This window comes from Methanocalculus pumilus, assembly GCF_055382585.1.
This window is the reverse complement of sequence record NZ_AP042393.1, coordinates 93,397-110,886: the sequence shown is the minus strand read 5'-3', so window position 1 is coordinate 110,886 and position 17,490 is coordinate 93,397. Positions and strand designations below refer to the sequence as shown.

16 protein-coding genes are annotated in these 17,490 nt (G+C 53.1%); 13 read left to right on the top strand and 3 right to left on the bottom strand.

What is annotated here, in order from left to right; genetic code table 11:
* Positions 1-86: 86 nt before the first annotated feature.
* Positions 87-650, bottom strand: coding sequence for a cysteine hydrolase family protein (locus ACZ44I_RS00575; RefSeq protein ID WP_464549687.1), 564 nt, complete (start codon positions 648-650; stop codon positions 87-89).
* A gap of 89 nt (positions 651-739) precedes the next feature.
* On the opposite strand from ACZ44I_RS00575, the gene ACZ44I_RS00570 reads away from it, so the two are divergent.
* The 7 genes from ACZ44I_RS00570 to cgi121 all read left to right on the top strand — a co-directional run bounded on the left by ACZ44I_RS00570 (position 740) and on the right by cgi121 (position 8,050).
* Positions 740-1,375 carry a hypothetical protein gene (locus ACZ44I_RS00570; RefSeq protein ID WP_464576552.1) on the top strand — a complete coding sequence of 212 codons (636 nt, stop codon included), beginning with the start codon at positions 740-742 and terminating at the stop codon, positions 1,373-1,375.
* Positions 1,376-1,457: 82 nt separating this feature from the next.
* Positions 1,458-2,480, top strand: a complete 1,023-nt coding sequence (locus tag ACZ44I_RS00565; RefSeq protein WP_464549691.1) for a type II glyceraldehyde-3-phosphate dehydrogenase — start codon at positions 1,458-1,460, stop codon at positions 2,478-2,480.
* Between the two features lie 109 nt (positions 2,481-2,589).
* Positions 2,590-3,546 carry a tyrosine--tRNA ligase gene (locus ACZ44I_RS00560; protein ID WP_464549693.1) on the top strand — a complete coding sequence of 319 codons (957 nt, stop codon included), beginning with the start codon at positions 2,590-2,592 and terminating at the stop codon, positions 3,544-3,546.
* 5 nt (positions 3,547-3,551) lie between these two features.
* Positions 3,552-4,358, top strand: coding sequence for a serine protein kinase RIO (locus ACZ44I_RS00555; RefSeq protein ID WP_464549695.1), 807 nt, complete (start codon positions 3,552-3,554; stop codon positions 4,356-4,358).
* Between the two features lie 25 nt (positions 4,359-4,383).
* Positions 4,384-4,926, top strand: coding sequence for a KH domain-containing protein (locus tag ACZ44I_RS00550; RefSeq protein WP_464549697.1), 543 nt, complete (start codon positions 4,384-4,386; stop codon positions 4,924-4,926).
* A 119-nt stretch (positions 4,927-5,045) separates the two neighbouring features.
* Positions 5,046-7,442, top strand: coding sequence for an ATP-dependent DNA helicase (locus tag ACZ44I_RS00545; RefSeq protein WP_464549699.1), 2,397 nt, complete (start codon positions 5,046-5,048; stop codon positions 7,440-7,442).
* Positions 7,443-7,477: 35 nt separating this feature from the next.
* Entirely contained in the window at positions 7,478-8,050 is a 573-nt protein-coding gene (gene cgi121 / locus ACZ44I_RS00540) for a KEOPS complex subunit Cgi121 (protein WP_464549701.1), read from the top strand.
* Positions 8,051-8,110: 60 nt separating this feature from the next.
* Here cgi121 and ACZ44I_RS00535 read toward each other — a convergent pair whose 3' ends face one another.
* The gene (locus tag ACZ44I_RS00535; protein ID WP_464549703.1) at positions 8,111-8,740 is read right to left on the bottom strand and encodes a MogA/MoaB family molybdenum cofactor biosynthesis protein; all 630 of its coding nucleotides are present in this window, start codon (positions 8,738-8,740) and stop codon (positions 8,111-8,113) included.
* Between the two features lie 605 nt (positions 8,741-9,345).
* A complete protein-coding gene (locus ACZ44I_RS00530; protein ID WP_464549705.1) occupies positions 9,346-9,585 on the bottom strand; it encodes a hypothetical protein in 240 nt (79 codons plus the stop codon).
* A 583-nt stretch (positions 9,586-10,168) separates the two neighbouring features.
* On the opposite strand from ACZ44I_RS00530, the gene ACZ44I_RS00525 reads away from it, so the two are divergent.
* The 6 genes from ACZ44I_RS00525 (at position 10,169) to ACZ44I_RS00500 (ending at position 17,350) form a co-directional block, all read left to right on the top strand.
* Positions 10,169-11,452 carry an ORC1-type DNA replication protein gene (locus ACZ44I_RS00525; protein ID WP_464549707.1) on the top strand — a complete coding sequence of 428 codons (1,284 nt, stop codon included), beginning with the start codon at positions 10,169-10,171 and terminating at the stop codon, positions 11,450-11,452.
* 7 nt (positions 11,453-11,459) lie between these two features.
* Positions 11,460-11,951 carry an Lrp/AsnC family transcriptional regulator gene (locus ACZ44I_RS00520; RefSeq protein ID WP_464549709.1) on the top strand — a complete coding sequence of 164 codons (492 nt, stop codon included), beginning with the start codon at positions 11,460-11,462 and terminating at the stop codon, positions 11,949-11,951.
* A gap of 49 nt (positions 11,952-12,000) precedes the next feature.
* Complete coding sequence (locus ACZ44I_RS00515; protein WP_464549711.1) at positions 12,001-13,128, top strand: aminotransferase class I/II-fold pyridoxal phosphate-dependent enzyme; 1,128 nt, start codon at positions 12,001-12,003, stop codon at positions 13,126-13,128.
* 135 nt (positions 13,129-13,263) lie between these two features.
* Positions 13,264-14,667 (top strand): DNA-directed DNA polymerase II small subunit, encoded by a 1,404-nt coding sequence (locus ACZ44I_RS00510; protein ID WP_464549713.1) that lies wholly within the window; start codon positions 13,264-13,266, stop codon positions 14,665-14,667.
* Positions 14,615-15,166, top strand: a complete 552-nt coding sequence (locus ACZ44I_RS00505; RefSeq protein WP_464549715.1) for a tetratricopeptide repeat protein — start codon at positions 14,615-14,617, stop codon at positions 15,164-15,166. Before ACZ44I_RS00510 ends, ACZ44I_RS00505 begins: the two co-directional genes overlap by 53 nt.
* A 159-nt stretch (positions 15,167-15,325) precedes the next feature.
* Positions 15,326-17,350: a sodium-translocating pyrophosphatase gene (locus tag ACZ44I_RS00500; RefSeq protein ID WP_464549717.1), complete on the top strand. Its 2,025-nt coding sequence runs from the start codon at positions 15,326-15,328 to the stop codon at positions 17,348-17,350.
* Positions 17,351-17,490: the final 140 nt, after the last annotated feature.

Sequence of the window (17,490 nt, the reverse complement as noted above, 5' to 3'; positions counted from 1 at the left end):
AGTCTCACGCCGGATTCGATCACCGCCCAATGCGACTCATCCGGGAGAAGAAGTGGAAAAGGGGATGGAAGGGGTGAATCGTTGGATCAGATCATCCGGAGGCATTCCGCAGTTGTTATGATCGAGACCCCGATTGCCGCCATATCCCGGAGATTTGCCTCGTGAATCTCCGGTGTTGCCGCGGCGACGGCATCTGAGACGAGGACGGTATCATATCCATATGCCATCGCATCAAAGACAGTCGTCCTGATGCAGTTTGGCGTCTGTATTCCGACAACAACAACCCTTTCAACGTCAAGCGAGCGGAGGAGGAGATCGAGATCGGTTCCGAGAAACCCGCTCATCCGCGTCTTTGACAGGATATGTTCGCCGGGAATCGGGGCAATTGCATCGATCACCTCTGCTCCTTTTGTCCCGGCAACTGCAAACGGGGTTTTCGAAAAGATCTCTCTTCTGAAAGACTCGACATCGGATCCGCCGGGGCGGTGGATGCGCAGAACATGAATCACCGGGAGCTTCTGCTCCCTGAAATGGTCCAGGATGGATCTGAGGGGTGCAATGATCGCATCAGCCCCTGCGACACGGAGAATAGCAGAATCCCCCACAAAATCATTCTGCATATCGATGATCAACAGTGCAGTCTTCTTCATGATGATCTGGTTTTTGTCGGCTGATTCTGATAGACTTTTGGATCACCATCCGGCATCTTGATGTGCTGGAGGGTTAGAGAGTGTATCAGGTGCGAATCGTGACGACAGATGAGGCAACTGCCCCCGAAAACGAGGAGATCATAGACGAGATCACCGGGACATTCCAGGGAACACAGGTGATCGATTTTGCCTATGAATATGACTGCACCACCACCCGCGGTGTCCGGCTCTGGTTCACCGATCTTCGGTTAAGATCGACCGATGCCCTCCCGATCACCCTCGATTGCGGCGGGTTCTGCCTTGAGGACAGGAGCGATCTCGGTGAAGGAGGGATTGCTCTTTTCATACGGGGAAGCCGCTACAGCCCGGATTCTGAGGCGGGAATCGACCAGATCGATTCGGTGATCAGGCGGGATCTCCTGACACTCTTTGATGCTGCGGTTCTCGTTGATATCGACGGGCTCAGGTATGGCGAGATCCCCTGCCTCGAAGAGGAGCAAATAGCCTTCTATCCCTTAAAAGCAGATGCCATTCACTTCAGGACACCCGAAGGGATCCCCTTCCTCTTCAGATCGGAAGGATTCTGCAGGACAAACCCCGTTCATAAGACAAAGGCATGGATCGTCTTTGATACCCTGCTTGCGGTCGATTCGGAAGGCAACTGCGAACTCGTCTCTGATGACTTCTATAACGAATTTCTGGGCGAAGCTGAAGAGTCCCTATAGAAGGAAGTCAGTCTCCACAGGGGTTTGAGCCTTAAGCTCAATACAGGGTACTTTAATATTTTCAGAACCAGTATGGATGAATATGATCAGGGTTGCCATCAACGGGTATGGAACAATCGGCAAACGTGTCGCCGATGCAGTCACCTGCCAGCCGGATATGACGGTCATCGGGGTATCAAAGACAAAACCCTCTGCCGAGGCATATATCGCTAAAGAACGGAAATTCCCCCTTTATATAGCCGATATCTCGAAGAAGGAGGCCTTTGAGAAGGCTGGTATTCCGGTTGCAGGAACGGTTGAAGAGATGCTGTCTGCCTGCGACATCGTCGTGGACGCAACACCGGGCGGCATCGGTGCAAAGAATCGCGCCCTCTATGAAAAGGCCGGAATCAAGGCGATCTGGCAGGGTGGCGAGGATCACGAGGTGGCAGGCTTCTCCTTCTCCTCATCATGCAATTTCAAGGACGCTATCGGGCGGGATTATGCCCGTGTCGTCTCCTGCAATACAACAGGGCTCTGCCGGATCATCAGGCTCGTTGACGGTGAGTTTGGTGTCAAAAAGGTGAGGGCAACGATGATCCGGCGCGGCGGCGATCCCGGTGATATCAAGCGGGGTCCAATCGACGCGATCGTCTTAAATCCGGTCACCATCCCCTCCCACCACGGTCCCGATGTCCAGTCTGTGCTACCGGATATCAGGATCACCACCACCGCCCTCATCGTCCCGACGACGATGATGCATATGCATGTTGTACAGATGGATCTGAAGCGGCCGGGGACACGGGAGCGGATCATCGAGCTGATCAGTAAGAATCCGAGGATCGGGCTTGTGCGAAGAGAGACCGGGATCACCTCCACGGCTGAGCTTAAGGAGTATGTGATGGATCTCGGCAGGCCGAGATCAGATCTCTGGGAGAACGGGGTCTTTGAGGGCTCGATCTCAGTTGACGGAGACGATCTCTGCCTCTTCCAGGCGATCCACCAGGAGGCGGATGTCGTTGTTGAGACGATCGACTGTATCCGGGCAATGATGGGAACAATTACTGTTCCTGAAGAGTCGATAGCGCTCACCAACCACTCACTCGGGTTCACGCCGATTAGGTGAAACTGTTCCGGAGAAAAGAGAAGGCGGCCACCCACAGGGGAGCGGAGCATCCCGTTCCCACACTATTTTTCCCACCATCTTAAACACCTCAGAGGGTCAATAGTATGCTATGGATCCATATGATCTCGTGGCACGGAATACCGTTGAAATCATCACGGAAGAGGAACTTCGGAGCACCCTTGCAGAACCAGTAAAGCGGGTCTATGCCGGATACGAACCATCAGGGGAGATCCATCTCGGCCATCTCGTCACCATCAATAAGCTGATCGATATGAAAGAGGCCGGATTCCATGTGATCGTCCTCTTAGCAGACCTCCATGCCTTCCTGAACCGGAAAGGAACACTGGAAGAGGTGAGGGAGCTTGCCGAGTATAACCGGGCCTGTATGGAGGCGGTCGGCCTGAAAGGTGCTGAATTTGTGATCGGAACCGATCTCCAGCTGAACCCAAAATACCAGCTCAATGTGCTTGAGCTCTCCCAGCAGGTGACCCTGAACCGGGCAACGCGGAGTATGGATGAGGTCGGACGGACCATGGAGAACCCGACTGTCTCACAGATGGTCTACCCAATCATGCAGATGGTTGATATTGCCGCACTGGATGTCGATGCCGCAGTCGGGGGGATCGACCAGCGGAAGATCCATATGCTCGCCCGCGAACATCTCGGTGCCATCGGCAGGAAACCCCCGGTATGTGTCCATACACCGATCGTGCAGGGGCTTGACGGGAAGAAGATGTCCTCGTCAGCAGGGAACGTCGTCTCTGTTGCAGATTCCGAGGAGGAGATCAGGAAGAAGATCAGGAAGGCCTTCTGTCCCCCCGAGACCGCAGAAAACCCGATCATCGAGATCTTCTGCCATCATATCTTCCCCCGCCTCGGAAGAGTCGAGATCAGGCGGCCCGAGAAATATGGCGGAGACCGCGAATTTGATTCATTTGCTTCACTTGAGGCGGCATATGCAGCCGGGGAGATCCACGCGATGGATCTGAAGAATGCCTGTGCGGAAGGTCTCGTCGAGGTGCTCGCACCGGCATATGAGTTCATCATGAGCTGCAAGCGGGGATAGAGACGATGGGAAGACGGGGAGAGGAGACGAAGAAGACTGATGATCGGATCGAAGCGCTCGATCGGAAGCTCTCGGAACTTGGGATCCGGATTCGGGATGATGATCAGCGGAAAGTCCTAGATGAGGTCTTTGATGATGTCACCCTCCTTGCTCTCTACAAATTCGCAAACAAAAAGGTGATCACCGCCATCGGCGGATCCATATCAACAGGAAAAGAGGCGAATGTCTTCGCTGCAGAGCGGGGAGAGGGAGAAGACTGTGTCATCAAGATATACCGGATCCGGACCGGGAACTTCAATGCGATGAGTGATTATATCCTGGGTGACCCCCGCTTTTCGAATATCAGGAAGACGAAGAAGAATATCATCTTTGCCTGGACAAAGAAGGAGTATTCAAACCTTAATCGGGCGCAGGAAGCGGGTCTTCCTGTCCCGGAGCCGATCGCCTTTGACCGGAATATCCTGATCATGGGATTCCTCGGGGAAGACGGGGTTCCCTATCCCCAACTCAGGCTTGATCCCCCTGACGATCCAAAGGCAGCATACAGAGAGTGCCTCGATCTCATCACCCGGCTTTACCAGAAGGCACGGCTTGTCCACGGGGATCTCTCAGAGTACAATATCTTAAGCGGCGGCGGCCGGCTCTGGCTCATCGATATGGGCCAGGCAGTAACACCGGATCATCCATCCGCCCACCGTTTCCTCTTTCGGGATATCCAGAATATCAACAGGTATTTTGGGAATCGATGCACCATACTCGATGAACACGAGATCCTCAGGGGGATCGTTGGTGAAGATTTCTTCACACCATAAAAAGTAACCATAAAGAGAATCAGCCATGACAATGCAGGAACTGAAAGTGGCATCCGATCGGATCGGTGTCATTATTGGAAAAGGCGGTGCAACCCGCAAAGCCATCGAAGAGAAGGCCGAAGTTGCGATCACAATCGACAGCACAGAAGGACTGGTCACCATCGAGGGAGAGGACGCAGTCGGCGTACTCCGGGCAACAGAAGTGGTCCGGGCTCTTGGACGGGGATTCTCTCCGGAGCGGGCATTCCACCTCTTTGATGATGAGGATATCCTCCTTGATATCATCGATCTCTCGAATGTCGCCGATACACCCCAGAAGATGAACCGGATCAGGGGACGGATCATCGGCCGTGATGGGAAGGCACGCGGCCAGATCGAGAATATGACCCAGACCCAAATCTCAATCTACGGAAAGACGGTTGGTATTATCGGGCTCCCCGAGCCGGTTCAGACTGCCCGCAAAGGGATCGAGATGCTCGTCGAGGGATCCGATCATGCGAATGTCTTTGCATTCCTTGAACGGAGAAAGAAAGAGGCGAAAGAGGATCTGATCAGTTACTATTACTGACGATTGTAGAACTCGGTGTTACCGGCACCTGTTTGGGTGCCCGGCAATACTGGAGCCTTTGCAGAAATAAATGAGTATTTCGGTATAATATTGCGGATGGAGCCATCAGGGGAGAGGGTTTGGGATTTCCACAATCCCCTGATAAAGATTTCGAAGTGATCGGTGTGCGAAAAGAGGTTTCCAATGGAAATAAAGGGGTTCGCGAGGTTGCTTTCGATTCGCTCCCGATCCCACCGGCTCTGAGAGAGAAGTACTACGCAGCCGGAATCCGATCCCTCTACCCGCCCCAGCAAGCCTGCGTTGAAGAGGGGCTTTTTCTTGGAAAAAACCTCATTATAAGCATTCCTACCGCGAGTGGCAAGACCCTTGTTGCCGAGATGGCGATGCACCACCAGATTGCATCAGGTGGAAAATGCCTCTATGTTGTCCCGCTGAAAGCCCTTGCCAGCGAGAAGTTCGAGGACTTCTCAGGGAAGGGGGTCAGAATCGGGATCGCAACCGGTGACTTTGACAGAAAAGACGAGAACCTCGGGAGGACCGATATCATCGTCGCCACCTCCGAGAAGGTGGACTCGCTCCTCAGGAATAAGACAGGATGGATCAGCAAAATCACCCTCCTCGTCATCGACGAGATGCACCTGATCGGGGATGAGGGGCGGGGAGCAACCCTCGAGATGGTGATCACAACGATGCGGAACAGAAATCCTGATCTCCAGGTGATCGGGCTCTCCGCAACAATAGGAAACCCAAAAGAGCTGGCGGGCTGGCTCTCGGCCGGACTCGTCCAGTCTGAATGGCGGCCGGTCGATCTCAGGGAAGGTGTCTATTTCAAGGGGCAGATATGGTTTGATGGAAGCGAGAGGAAGGTCCCTTCTGTCAAAAAGGAGGCGGACACGAACCTCTGCCTGGATACCATTCAGGAAGGCGGCCAGGCCCTCGTCTTCGTCTCGTCACGGAGGAATGCAGAGGGGGCTGCCAAGCGGATCGCCTCTGCCCTCAGGCTGGAGGAACCCGTCTTAAACGATATCGCCGATCAGATCCTCGGGAATGATGACACCGGGATTACACAGACACTTGCACTCTGTATCAGGAGCGGCGCTGCCTTCCACCATGCAGGCCTCTCACGGGATGCAAGAAGGCTTGTAGAGGAGGGTTTTCGGAAGGGCTCCATCCGGGTGATCGCCTCCACCCCGACCCTTGCTGCGGGGCTGAACCTCCCTGCCCGGCGTGTCATCATCAACAGCCTTCACCGGTTCGTCCCCGGCGAGGGGCAGGTCGCAATACCTGTCCGGGAGTACCGCCAGATGGCAGGGCGGGCCGGGAGGCCGGGGCTGGATCCCTATGGCGAGGCGGTTTTGATCGGAAAGAGCGAGTCTGCCGTCAAAGAGCTCTTCGATGAGTTCATCACTGCACCTGCTGAAGAGATCGATTCGCAGTGTGCAAAGAAATCAACACTCCTCTCCCGGATCCTGGCACTGGTGGCAAGCGGTGAGGCAACGGACAATGACGCGATCCTCTCTTTCTTCAAGGGGAGTTTCTATGCGTTCCGTCACCGGAACCTGAGTTACCTCACCCGGATATGTAGCCGGGTCACTCGGGAGCTTGAGGAGATGGGGATGATTGTCGATCTGGGGAGCCGGATCGAGGCAACAGAGTATGGCGGGCTCACTTCAAGGCTCTATCTTGATCCGAGATCCTCGGTGATGATCGCTTCTGCATTCCATGAGCGGGAGACGGTCACCCCCTTTGGTATCCTCCATCTCCTCTCAGCCACACCCGATATGTTTCGGCTCTTCCTGAGATCCTCAGATGAGGAGCTGATCGGACATGTTCTCGAAGAGCAGGGGGATGAGATCCTGATCGGGGAGGGGGAGCATATCTTCCCCTGGCTTGGATACGATGATTTTTACCAGGCGATCAAGACCGCCCTTGTCCTCCAGGACTGGATACGGGAGGTCCCAATCGAGATGATCGCCGAGCGGTACTCGATCGGCCCCGGTGATATCCACGGCCTCGTTGACGGGATCGGGTGGCTCGTCCACGGTGCCCGTGAGATCTGCAGGCGGGAGATGCCCGCTCTCAAAAAGGATGTCGCTGATCTCGAGATCAGGATTCGGCACGGAGTCAAAGAAGAACTCCTCCCCTTAATCAGGCTCCGGGGGATCGGCCGTGTCCGTGCACGTTCCCTCTTCAACAGCGGCTATACCACCCCTGCCGAGGTTGCTGATGCGGGAGTTGCGAAGATTGCACGGATCATCGGTCAGAAGACCGCAGAATCGATTATCGATCAGATCCAAAAAGGTGCCGGAAAAAACAGCAGAGATGACGGTGATCCCCGGGAGGAAGGTTTCGGGAGGGAGAGAGAGAAGGAGAGACTCCGTCGCGATCCCGGATCAGGAGAGGGGAGCAAGGAGAAGGGGAGGGGAAGGAGGAGAAATGGTGCAGAAGATAGGGAAGGAGGCAATAATGAAAGAAAGAGCAGACAACAGACGATACTCGATTACTGGGAGAGCTGAGTAGTCATGAAAGAGAAGGGGATCATAGGGATCATATGACGGAGGATAGGGTGCAGGAACGTGAAGCAGGAGCCACTCTGCCGGAACCTGCGCAGAACCCGGATCAGGAATATGAGGTGAGGATGGCCCGGATGGAGATTGTATCGGTTCCAGGCCATCTTGCAGAACTGAGGAGAGCAGCTGATCAGGCCGGTGTCCGGATCATCTGCATGAATGCGGAGATGATGGCCGGAAGGAGACACGCAGAAGAGGCGATCCGGCAGGCTCTCCGTGCCGAAGAAGAAGGTTCAATGACCGCACGCAGCCTTGAGATGGAGGTGCTCCTCTATGCATCAGGCCAGCGGCAGACGAGTATTGCGATGGGGTTTGGGCTTCATGAAGGCGGGATGCTCGCCTGGATCGGGATGGTGCACCCCTCTGAAGAGGCATGGACGATGATCGGGGATCTGATCAGGCCTTGCCCGGATGAGAATGAGGTGCCTGCAGGCCGGATCCCGACCCTCCAGAAGCTCTATTCGATCACTGATGAAGAGATTGGAACAGTCGGGAGAGAGCGGATCGCCGATCTGGTGATCGAGAGGACCGCTCTTCTGAACATCCTGAAGTAATTTTTTGAATGTTTCTCAATTCCTGTGGCTATAGGCTGATAGATCAGTTATCAGGGGATATCACCTGGAGATGGCATGTGAGATGATATGCCGGATCTGGGGGATGATGATCTCTTCAACCGCAAGCCGGACCGCCTTTGTGGATCCCGGGATACAGAAGACCGCTCTTCCCTGGATCACTCCTGCTGTTGCCCGTGAGAGAATGACTGCGGTTCCAACTTCAGCAATACTCTTCTGCCGGAAGATCTCGCCAAATCCATCCATCACCTTCTCAAAATGGGGAGTAACAGCTTCGATTGTTCTATCATCCGGGGTAAGGCCGGTGCCGCCGGTGAAGACAATGCAGTTTGCCACAGAAAGCGCCTCATCAAGTGCCGCTCTGATCGCCTCGTCCTGATCCGGGACAATTCTGTAGAAGGATACCGGTATTCCGGCTCCTGAAAAGAGGTCGGTTGCGGTTTTGCCGGATGTATCATCTGCCTCTTTTCTGGTGGTCGATACGGTGATCACCGCTCCGGTGATGGTGATCTCTTTCTCATGATGACTGCTCATAGGAGAGAATGGATCGTTTGTTGTTATCTGATCTTCGATATGAAGAGGTGATGCCTGTATTGGAAGGGGATAGAGGAGAGAGATGAGAGATACGATCAGGTGGTTCGAAGGGGGGATGCTGATAAATCGCATATGCATCTCCATCTCATTACCCCGGGAACTGCCCTGGATCTTGTATCTATCCATGGTAGAGACGGGATTTTGCCTGGAGTTCCAGTGGAAATCAAGGGGTTCATTATCTGAGGGAATTGATCCCCAATTGTCAGACATACCCGGAAAAAAAACAAATTAATAAACTTTCTAGGGGAAATAATCCATATTTAGGGTTATTTTTTTCGATGAGCCAAGGTGATGATAAAGAGGGGGGATTCGATGATGATGATTGGTGATTAGAAAGGAGTTTAGGGGTACCCCTTTGTTTCCACTGGAGAAAATAATGGAGGGGGGAGGTTGGGATTGAGGTTGGGATTGAGATTGAGGTTGGGGTTGGGATTGAGATTGAGAGAGGAGGAGAAGAAAAAAGAGATCAGATCAGGCTAGAGTTAGGTTACGTTAGGTTAGGGGTTAAGAGAGGGAGAGGGATCATCATGGATGATCATTACAGGTGTTGAAATTAATCCAGTTAAATATTTATAAACAAAATAAAATTGTGTGGTTAAAAGTAATTTCATTACGTTTATATAGTATTAAAGTCTAATATGAAAATGGCTTCTTCTGTTATCTGTTTTTATATCATTTTTCTTCTAAGCGGCTGTTTTCTCTTCTGTTTTGGAAAAAAGGTTAAAAATTAAGTATTTTATTCTTTGTCCACTGTCTTCCTCTTCCTCTCCCTCTTCCTCTCCCTTTTCCTCTCCCTCTTCCTCTTCCTTTTCCTTTTCCTTTTCCTCTCCCTTTTCCTTTTCCTTTTCCTTTTCCTCTTCTTCTTCCTCTTCCTCTTCCTCTTCCTCTTCCTCTTCCTCTTCCTCCCTTTTCTTCCTACCCAAAAATCTCCCCTTCTCCCCCCCATTTCCACCAAAAAAACTCCAGTCGAAATAATAGGGAGGGGGTTAACCAATCTCCCTGAAAAACCGCATATTACTCCAGATCTTCTCCCTTCTCAGCATCTCTCCTCAGATACTCCGTTTTTCTTCCTTCTCCTCCTCCCTCCTGATACATCCAGTGGCAATCCAAAATAGAGCAAAATTATCATTCCATTCAGTCTTTAAGAACCAAAAATGCTCCTTATTCCTATAGATCCCATTTCCACTCGAAATAAAGGGGTTATAGAAAATCCTGAAAAATCGGAAAATCCCCTGTTCCTCATCTTATCCATTCTGGTTGCAGCTAATCCCACTTCATCTGGTCACGCATGATCCCATATCCCCACAATACAGATTATACATCTGACAGGAGATCCTGCCATGCAACAGATCCTGTCACATAAACATCTGATACATCTGTTTATGTCTGGTTCCATGTGATATCTCCAGTGGAAATAGTGGGGTTTAATATCCAGTAGTGAATCATATAATCTCAGCTTCAGTGAGCGGTTCGATGGTTGATCCGTATCAGGGGATGTGATTATGAGTGGACGATGAAGGCAACAGATCAATGGGTCTTTTTAAAAAATACCTCGGAAACAATAAAATTTTCAAGAACCGTGAGATACTCAGGCATAGCTACCGGCCACAGACACTTCCCCACCGAACACCCCAGATTGATTCCATCGCAGCGGTTCTCGCACCCTCACTGCATAACGAAACCCCCTCAAATATATTGATCTATGGCAAGACCGGTACCGGAAAAACAGCATCTGTCCGGTATGTCGGCGCCGAACTTGAGAATGCCGGAAGCCACTTAAACACCACCTGCCGCGTGGTTCACTTAAACTGCGAGGTGATCGATACCCAGTACCGGGTGCTTGCCCAGATTGCCAAACTTGTTGAGAATGTGGATGATCTCAGCTCTGACCGGACACGGACTCATATCCCGATGACCGGATGGCCGACCGATCAGGTCTATGCTGAACTGAAGAATATCCTGGAGAACTCAGGCGGGGTTCTCGTCATCATCCTTGACGAGATCGACAAGCTCGTCAAGAAGAGCGGGGATGAGACACTCTATAACCTCACCCGTATCAACTCCGATCTCGAACGCTCCAAGGTCTGCATCATCGGCATCTCAAATGATCTCAGGTTCACCGATTTCCTTGATCCACGGGTCCTCTCCTCCCTCTCGGAGGAAGAGATCGTCTTCCCCCCCTATAATGCCCCCCAACTCGTCGATATCTTAAAACAGCGTGCAGATGATGCATTTGTCCCGGGAGCACTTGATGACAATGTCATCCCGCTCTGTGCGGCGCTTGCCGCGCAGGAGCATGGTGATGCCCGCCGTGCACTCGATCTCCTCCGTGTCTCAGGAGAACTCGCCGATCGGGAGAGCGAAAGTTCGGTGACTGAGAAGCATGTCCGCCTGGCACAGGACAAGATCGAGACCGACAGCATGGTGGAATGCATCGCCACCCTCCCCACGCAGAGCAAGGTTGTCCTCTATGCGATGCTGCTTCTGTACCGGATCAACCAGAAGATCTTCACAAGCGGAGAAGTGATGCGGCTGTACCGTGAGGTGACCCGTGAGATCTCCCTAGAAACCCTGACCCACCGCCGGGTGACCGATCTCATCAGTGAATTAAATATGCTTGGTGTCATATCTACACGTGTCATATCAAAGGGAAGATATGGACGGACAAAAGAGATATCCTTTGATACCTCAACGGATCGTATCTGGGATGTTGTCCTGAAGGATCCTCGTCTTGTAGAGCATAATATCTCCAGATTTAATGAAGAGCAAGCCGGTAAACTCTTTAGGTGAGTAGAGTATGGATGAAAAAAACAGGGAGATCCTAAGGGTCCTGGAATCCGATTCGCGGATCGGTACCAAGGATCTTGGAACGATGTTGAATCTGTCAACACATGATATTGCGACACGGATCGCCGAAATGGAGAAGGCCGGGATTATCCGCAAGTATACTGCCGTCATCGACTGGAAGAAAGCAGGTGACGATGGCGTCACCGCAGTTGTTGAGGTGAAGGTCAGCCCGGAGAGCGAATTTGGGTATGATCGGATCGCAGACCGTGTTGCCAGGTTCCCTGAAGTAAAGTCGCTCCGGCTTGTCACCGGCAGCTATGATCTTCAGCTGATCGTCTGCGGCAGGACGATGCAGGAAGTCTCGGAGTTCGTCTCCGGCCAGATCGCCTCCCTCGATAGCATCAGGGAGACGGTGACCCATATCGTTATGAAAACATACAAGGAGTATGGCTGTGAGTTACAGAGAAGTGAAGGGGTCGAACGCCTCCCCTATAGTTTCTGAGAAGGGACGCAATCGCCCGCAGAGGAGCTTTGTTTCAGAGCGGGCGGAGATGATTCCCCCCTCCGGGATCCGGAAGTTCTTCGATCTTCTCCTCACGATGAATGATGTGATCTCACTTGGTGTGGGTGAACCGGATTTCAATACCCCATGGAACGTCTCTGTTGCCGGTATCGATTCGATCGAACGGGGTGCAACGGCATACACCTCCAACAAGGGTCTGGAAGATCTCCGGGATCTCGTCTCATCCTACCTCATCTCGCGGTACGGGACGAGCTATGATCCACAGAATGAGATCATCATCACAGGCGGCGTCTCCGAAGGCCTTGATCTCGCAGTCAGGACGGTCGTTGATCCGGGTGACGAGGTTCTTGTGGCCGATCCCTGTTATGTCTCCTACAGCCCCTGCGTGATGCTGGCAGGAGGCATCCCGGTTCCCCTCCCCTGCCCGGCAGAGGACGAGTTCCGGGTCACCCCGGAAGCCCTGATGGAGAGGATCACAAAGAAGACCAAAGTCGTGATGCTCAACTTCCCCAACAACCCGACAGGGGGCGTAATGAAACGGGGAGATCTCGAAGCGATCAGTGATATCATCGTGGATCACGATCTCCTCCTCATCTCCGATGAGATCTATTCCGAACTCACCTATGAGGGCAGGCATGTCTCACCGGCATCACTTGATTCCCTCTGGGAGCGGACAATCACCTTAAACGGGTTCTCAAAGGCGTACTCGATGACCGGGTGGAGGGTCGGGTACTTCTGTGCACCTCCTGAGATCACGAGTGCAGCACTCAAGATCCACCAGTATGTGATGCTCTGCGCACCGACGATGTCCCAGTTTGCTGCAATCGAGGCGCTGAAACATGCAGAGGATTCAAAAGACCGGATGGTTGCCGAATTCCGGATGCGGCGAAACCTCTTTGTGGCAGGATTGAACAGAATCGGCCTCCCCTGCCACCTTCCAAAGGGCGCATTCTATGCCTTCCCCTCGATCGAATCAACCGGCCTCTCGGATGAAGAGTTCGCCGAGCGGCTTCTGGTCGAACAGCAGGTCGCGGTGGCTCCCGGCAGTGCATTCGGCCCGTCGGGTATAGGCCATATCAGATGTGCCTATGCGGTCTCACGGGATGATCTGGGTGAAGCGGTCAAGAGGATTGGGGAGTTTATCGAGTCGCTCTAAAACTCGGCTCTCCTTTCTGATTATCCACAGTGCATCCTGAATAATCCAAAACCCCCTAACCCTTTCTCATTGTACCTTTCGTCAGAGGGGATCCGGATCAGAGGTATAATTGGATTAGAGATCCAATGAGAGACTATGCTCGCCGAGCAGGAGATCATTGCCAGGTTCTGTGAAGCCGGCCATCTGGTCGATCCGACAGTTGTCTCCTACCTCAGGGAGCGGGGAGATCCGGCTCTTATTTCAGGTATTCTTTCCGGTATCAGGAAAGATTGCGTTGTTGTCCTCCCCTCCCATATCCCTTCGCTCACCCCGAAGAGGGATGGGATCAGGTTCACAGCCGATCCCCTCCTTGAGGTGGTTGAGGGGATGGAAGGATCAGCTGGTCCGGTCCGGCAGATCGAGGATTATGTCTCTCTCTTCAGGAGCCGGTACGATTGTCTTGGCTCTCTCATCAGGAAACGATCCGGTGCGATCCCGATCGAGGCGCTGACTCACTCCTCCCGGTTCCGCGACAGCGAGGTCACCATCATCGGTATAGTGATTGATGTGAAGTCGACTGCAAAAGGGCACCGGATCCTTGAACTGGAAGATCCAACCGGAACGATGCCGGTTCTCTTCAATAATGGAAGAGATGGCTTTTCCGATGCAGAGCGGATCGTCCCCGATGAGGTGATTGGTGTTCGTGGCAAACTCTCTCCTGAAGGGAAACTCTTCTATGCAGATCAGCTCTTCCGCCCTGATGTTCCGGTTCAGCATGCCCCCTATACCCCGAAAAACTCCGGAAAAGTGGCACTTATATCGGATATCCATTTCGGGTCCGATACCTTTCTCCAGGAGCCCTGGGAGCGGTTCTGTGACTGGATCTCTGCTGCTGACGATATCAGCTACCTCCTTGTTGCAGGTGATCTGGTTGATGGGATCGGAATCTACCCGGGCCAGGAGAAAGAGCTGACCATCCCCAATATCTATGAACAATATGACCGGCTCGGCGAGATGCTCCAGACGCTCCCTTCCTCGCTTGGGATCGTCCTTGCACCCGGAAACCACGATGTTGTCCGGGGGGCAGAACCCCAGCCGGTGATCCCGCCTGAGTTCCGGTCACAGTTTCCAAAGAACTGTACGTTTGTGGAGAACCCGGCCGCCGTCTCGATCCACGGCGCCCGTGTGCTGATGTACCATGGACGGAGCATCGATGATCTGATCGGGATGATTCCGGGAGCACGGTATGAGGCGCCGGCAGAGATGATGGAGGCGATGCTGAAACGTCGCCACCTTGCCCCGACGTACGGGCGGAGGACACCGATCCTTGCAACCGAAAAAGACCGTCTCTTAATCGATCCCGTCCCCGAGATCCTCCATACCGGGCATGTCCATATCACCGGCATCTCCCGGTACCGCGGTGTCCTTGCCGTAAATGCCGGGGCCTGGCAGTCACAGACCGCCTTCCAGAAACAGATGAATATCAACCCGACCCCCGGCCAGGCGGTTGTCGTCGATCTCGAACAGATGGAGCCACAGATCTACGACTTCCTCTCCTGATCCCCTCACAATCGACCTGGATAATCTGGCATACCCGGTTGGAAGAGGGCGTGCCCTCCTGATGGCAGGTGATTTTGATGGTGCGGAGGAATGCTTCAATGTAGCTCTCATCCGCAATCCCGCTCATCCTGATGCCCTCATGACACGGGCGTCCGCCCTCCTGTCAGAGGGGCGGTACCAGGAGGCGATTGTGGATCTCGATTCGCTGATCGCTGTAAATCCTGAGAATGCAGCGTTCAGGATGTACCGGGGCGATGCATACATGTTCATCACCATGAACCATGAAACCGGGATGAGATCGATGAAAGGTGTGGATCAGATCATGAGATCTGGCGGAGAACATGCACAGCTTGCATCAGATGCCTACCAGAAAGCCTCAGAGGATTATATGAAAGCGATGGAGCTCAATCCCCTTCTGACACCAGCGCAGGCAACCCGTATGATGGCCCATGCAGAGAATCAGGTTGAAACATTTGGGATGATCCTCTCCCAACTCTGAGTTTTCCCGCCATACGCACCCCTCCGCGCGCCGGGTTTATTCTCCCGAATAAGAGTTCGTTGATAGACGTAATCAACCAGATAAATTCCATATGATATATATGGTTCTCGATCCTTCTTCTATGGAAGGCATACTGAACACATTGGAGGTACCTTAACTATGGATCTTATCTACCTGGCACCTGTTGCTGCCCTTATCGCCCTTGCATTTGCAGGGTACTCCTTCATGATGGTGAAGAGAGAGGGGACAGGAACAGAGGTGATGCAGAAGATCGCCGCCGCGATTCATCTCGGCGCGATGGTCTATCTGAACCGCCAGTACCGTGCAATTGCAGTTTTTGTCGTTGTGCTGGCGATTGTTTTGGCAATCGGAATATCACCCCTCACCGCAGCATGTTTCATCCTCGGTGCGGTTCTATCGGCAACCGCCGGATACATCGGAATGTATACGGCAACCGCAGCGAATGTAAGAACCACAAACGCCGCCCGCCGGGGTATTGCAGAGGCATTCAGGGTCTCATTCTCAAGCGGGTCTGTTATGGGCATGGCCGTTGTGGGCCTTGGTCTCTTTGGACTCTCTGTCGCCTACCTCGCCCTCTCCGCAATGGGTCTTCCCCAGGAGACTGTCCTCTCGACTGTAACAGGTTTTGGTCTTGGAGCATCCTCGATTGCACTCTTCGCCCGTGTCGGCGGAGGTATCTTCACAAAAGCAGCTGACGTTGGTGCAGATCTCGTCGGGAAAGTCGAGGCAGGTATCCCCGAGGATGACCCGAGAAACCCTGCCGTCATTGCAGACAATGTCGGTGACAATGTCGGCGATGTTGCCGGTATGGGTGCAGACCTCTACGAGAGCTACGTCGGCTCGATCATCGCTGCGATGGTCCTTGGTATCACCGCAGTCCATACCGAGATGTATGCCGGTCTCGACCCGATGCAGCTTGTCCTCCTCCCGATGATGATCGCCGCACTCGGTATCTTCTCGGCAATCATCGGTTCATTCTTTGTCAGGACAAACAAAACCGAGTCCAGCGCCATTCACATGGCCTTCAACAAAGGTCTGATTGTTGCAATTATCCTTGTTGTGCTTGCAACGTACTTCCTCGTCACAACCCTGATTGGACCTGCGTATGTTGGCATCTTCTATGCCGCAATTGCCGGTCTCGTTGCAGGATTTGCAATCGGTCTCATCACCGAATATTACACATCCTATGACAGGGCACCGACACTCTCGATCGCCAAATCCGCCCAGACCGGATCCGCAACAACAATCATCAGCGGATTTGCAAAGGGCATGGAATCGACTGTTTTCCCGGTCTTCTTCGTTTCAATTGCAATCGTCATCTCCTACCAGTTTGCAGGCCTCTATGGTATTGCAATCGCCGCAGTCGGTATGCTCTCGACGCTTGGAATCTCCCTTGCAGTTGATGCATATGGCCCGGTCGCAGACAATGCCGGTGGTATTGCTGAGATGTCACACCAGGATCCAAAGGTCAGGAAGATCACCGACACCCTTGATGCAGTCGGCAACACCACCGCCGCAATCGGAAAGGGCTTTGCAATCGGCTCAGCCGCCTTAACCGCACTTGCCCTCTTCTCCGCATACACCCTTGCAGTCGGGCTTAACATCATCGATGTCACGAACCCGATGGTCTTCGTCGGCATGCTTATTGGTGCCATGCTTCCATTCCTCTTCTGCGCACTCACCATGACTGCAGTCGGAAAGGCAGCATATGAGATTGTTCTCGAAGTCCGCCGCCAGTTCAAGGAGATCCCCGGACTGATGGAGGAGAAAGCTGATCCGGATTACGCATCCTGTATCGCAATCTCCACAAACTCCGCACTCCGTGAGATGATCGCACCCGGCGTCCTCGCTGTAGCAGCACCGCTCCTTGTCGGATACTTCCTTGGCCCCGCAGCTCTTGGCGGTCTCCTTGCAGGATCCCTTGTTGCAGGGTTCTGTCTTGCAATCACCATGGCAAACGCCGGTGGTGCATGGGACAATGCAAAGAAATATATCGAACAGGGTCACTATGGTGGAAAGGGATCCGATGCCCACAAGGCAGCAGTCGTCGGCGACACCGTCGGTGACCCCTTCAAAGACACCTCAGGTCCTGCCATCAACATCCTGCTGAAGCTGATGTCGATGGTGGCACTCGTCTTTGCCCCGCTCCTCATCCTCGTCTGAGGATGATAACCTAACTTTTTTTCTCTCTTCTTCCGTTTTCCTGGAAAATCCTGGTAGATTGTGATCGTGTGCAGATTGCGAAAAATATCGCAGTTATCGCCATCTATAAGGTCATTATGATATCATCTCTACTCTCAGGA

What these genes read in the sequence shown, in the direction of transcription:
- ACZ44I_RS00575 (WP_464549687.1), bottom strand. Translation starts at nt 650, where the DNA reads ATGAAGAAGACTGCACTGTTGATCATCGATATGCAGAATGATTTTGTG.
- ACZ44I_RS00565 (WP_464549691.1), top strand. Translation starts at nt 1,458, where the DNA reads ATGATCAGGGTTGCCATCAACGGGTATGGAACAATCGGCAAACGTGTC.
- ACZ44I_RS00560 (WP_464549693.1), top strand. Translation starts at nt 2,590, where the DNA reads ATGGATCCATATGATCTCGTGGCACGGAATACCGTTGAAATCATCACG.
- ACZ44I_RS00555 (WP_464549695.1), top strand. Translation starts at nt 3,552, where the DNA reads ATGGGAAGACGGGGAGAGGAGACGAAGAAGACTGATGATCGGATCGAA.
- ACZ44I_RS00550 (WP_464549697.1), top strand. Translation starts at nt 4,384, where the DNA reads ATGACAATGCAGGAACTGAAAGTGGCATCCGATCGGATCGGTGTCATT.
- cgi121 (WP_464549701.1), top strand. Translation starts at nt 7,478, where the DNA reads ATGACGGAGGATAGGGTGCAGGAACGTGAAGCAGGAGCCACTCTGCCG.
- ACZ44I_RS00535 (WP_464549703.1), bottom strand. Translation starts at nt 8,740, where the DNA reads ATGCATATGCGATTTATCAGCATCCCCCCTTCGAACCACCTGATCGTA.
- ACZ44I_RS00520 (WP_464549709.1), top strand. Translation starts at nt 11,460, where the DNA reads ATGGATGAAAAAAACAGGGAGATCCTAAGGGTCCTGGAATCCGATTCG.
- ACZ44I_RS00515 (WP_464549711.1), top strand. Translation starts at nt 12,001, where the DNA reads ATGATTCCCCCCTCCGGGATCCGGAAGTTCTTCGATCTTCTCCTCACG.
- ACZ44I_RS00510 (WP_464549713.1), top strand. Translation starts at nt 13,264, where the DNA reads ATGCTCGCCGAGCAGGAGATCATTGCCAGGTTCTGTGAAGCCGGCCAT.
- ACZ44I_RS00500 (WP_464549717.1), top strand. Translation starts at nt 15,326, where the DNA reads ATGGATCTTATCTACCTGGCACCTGTTGCTGCCCTTATCGCCCTTGCA.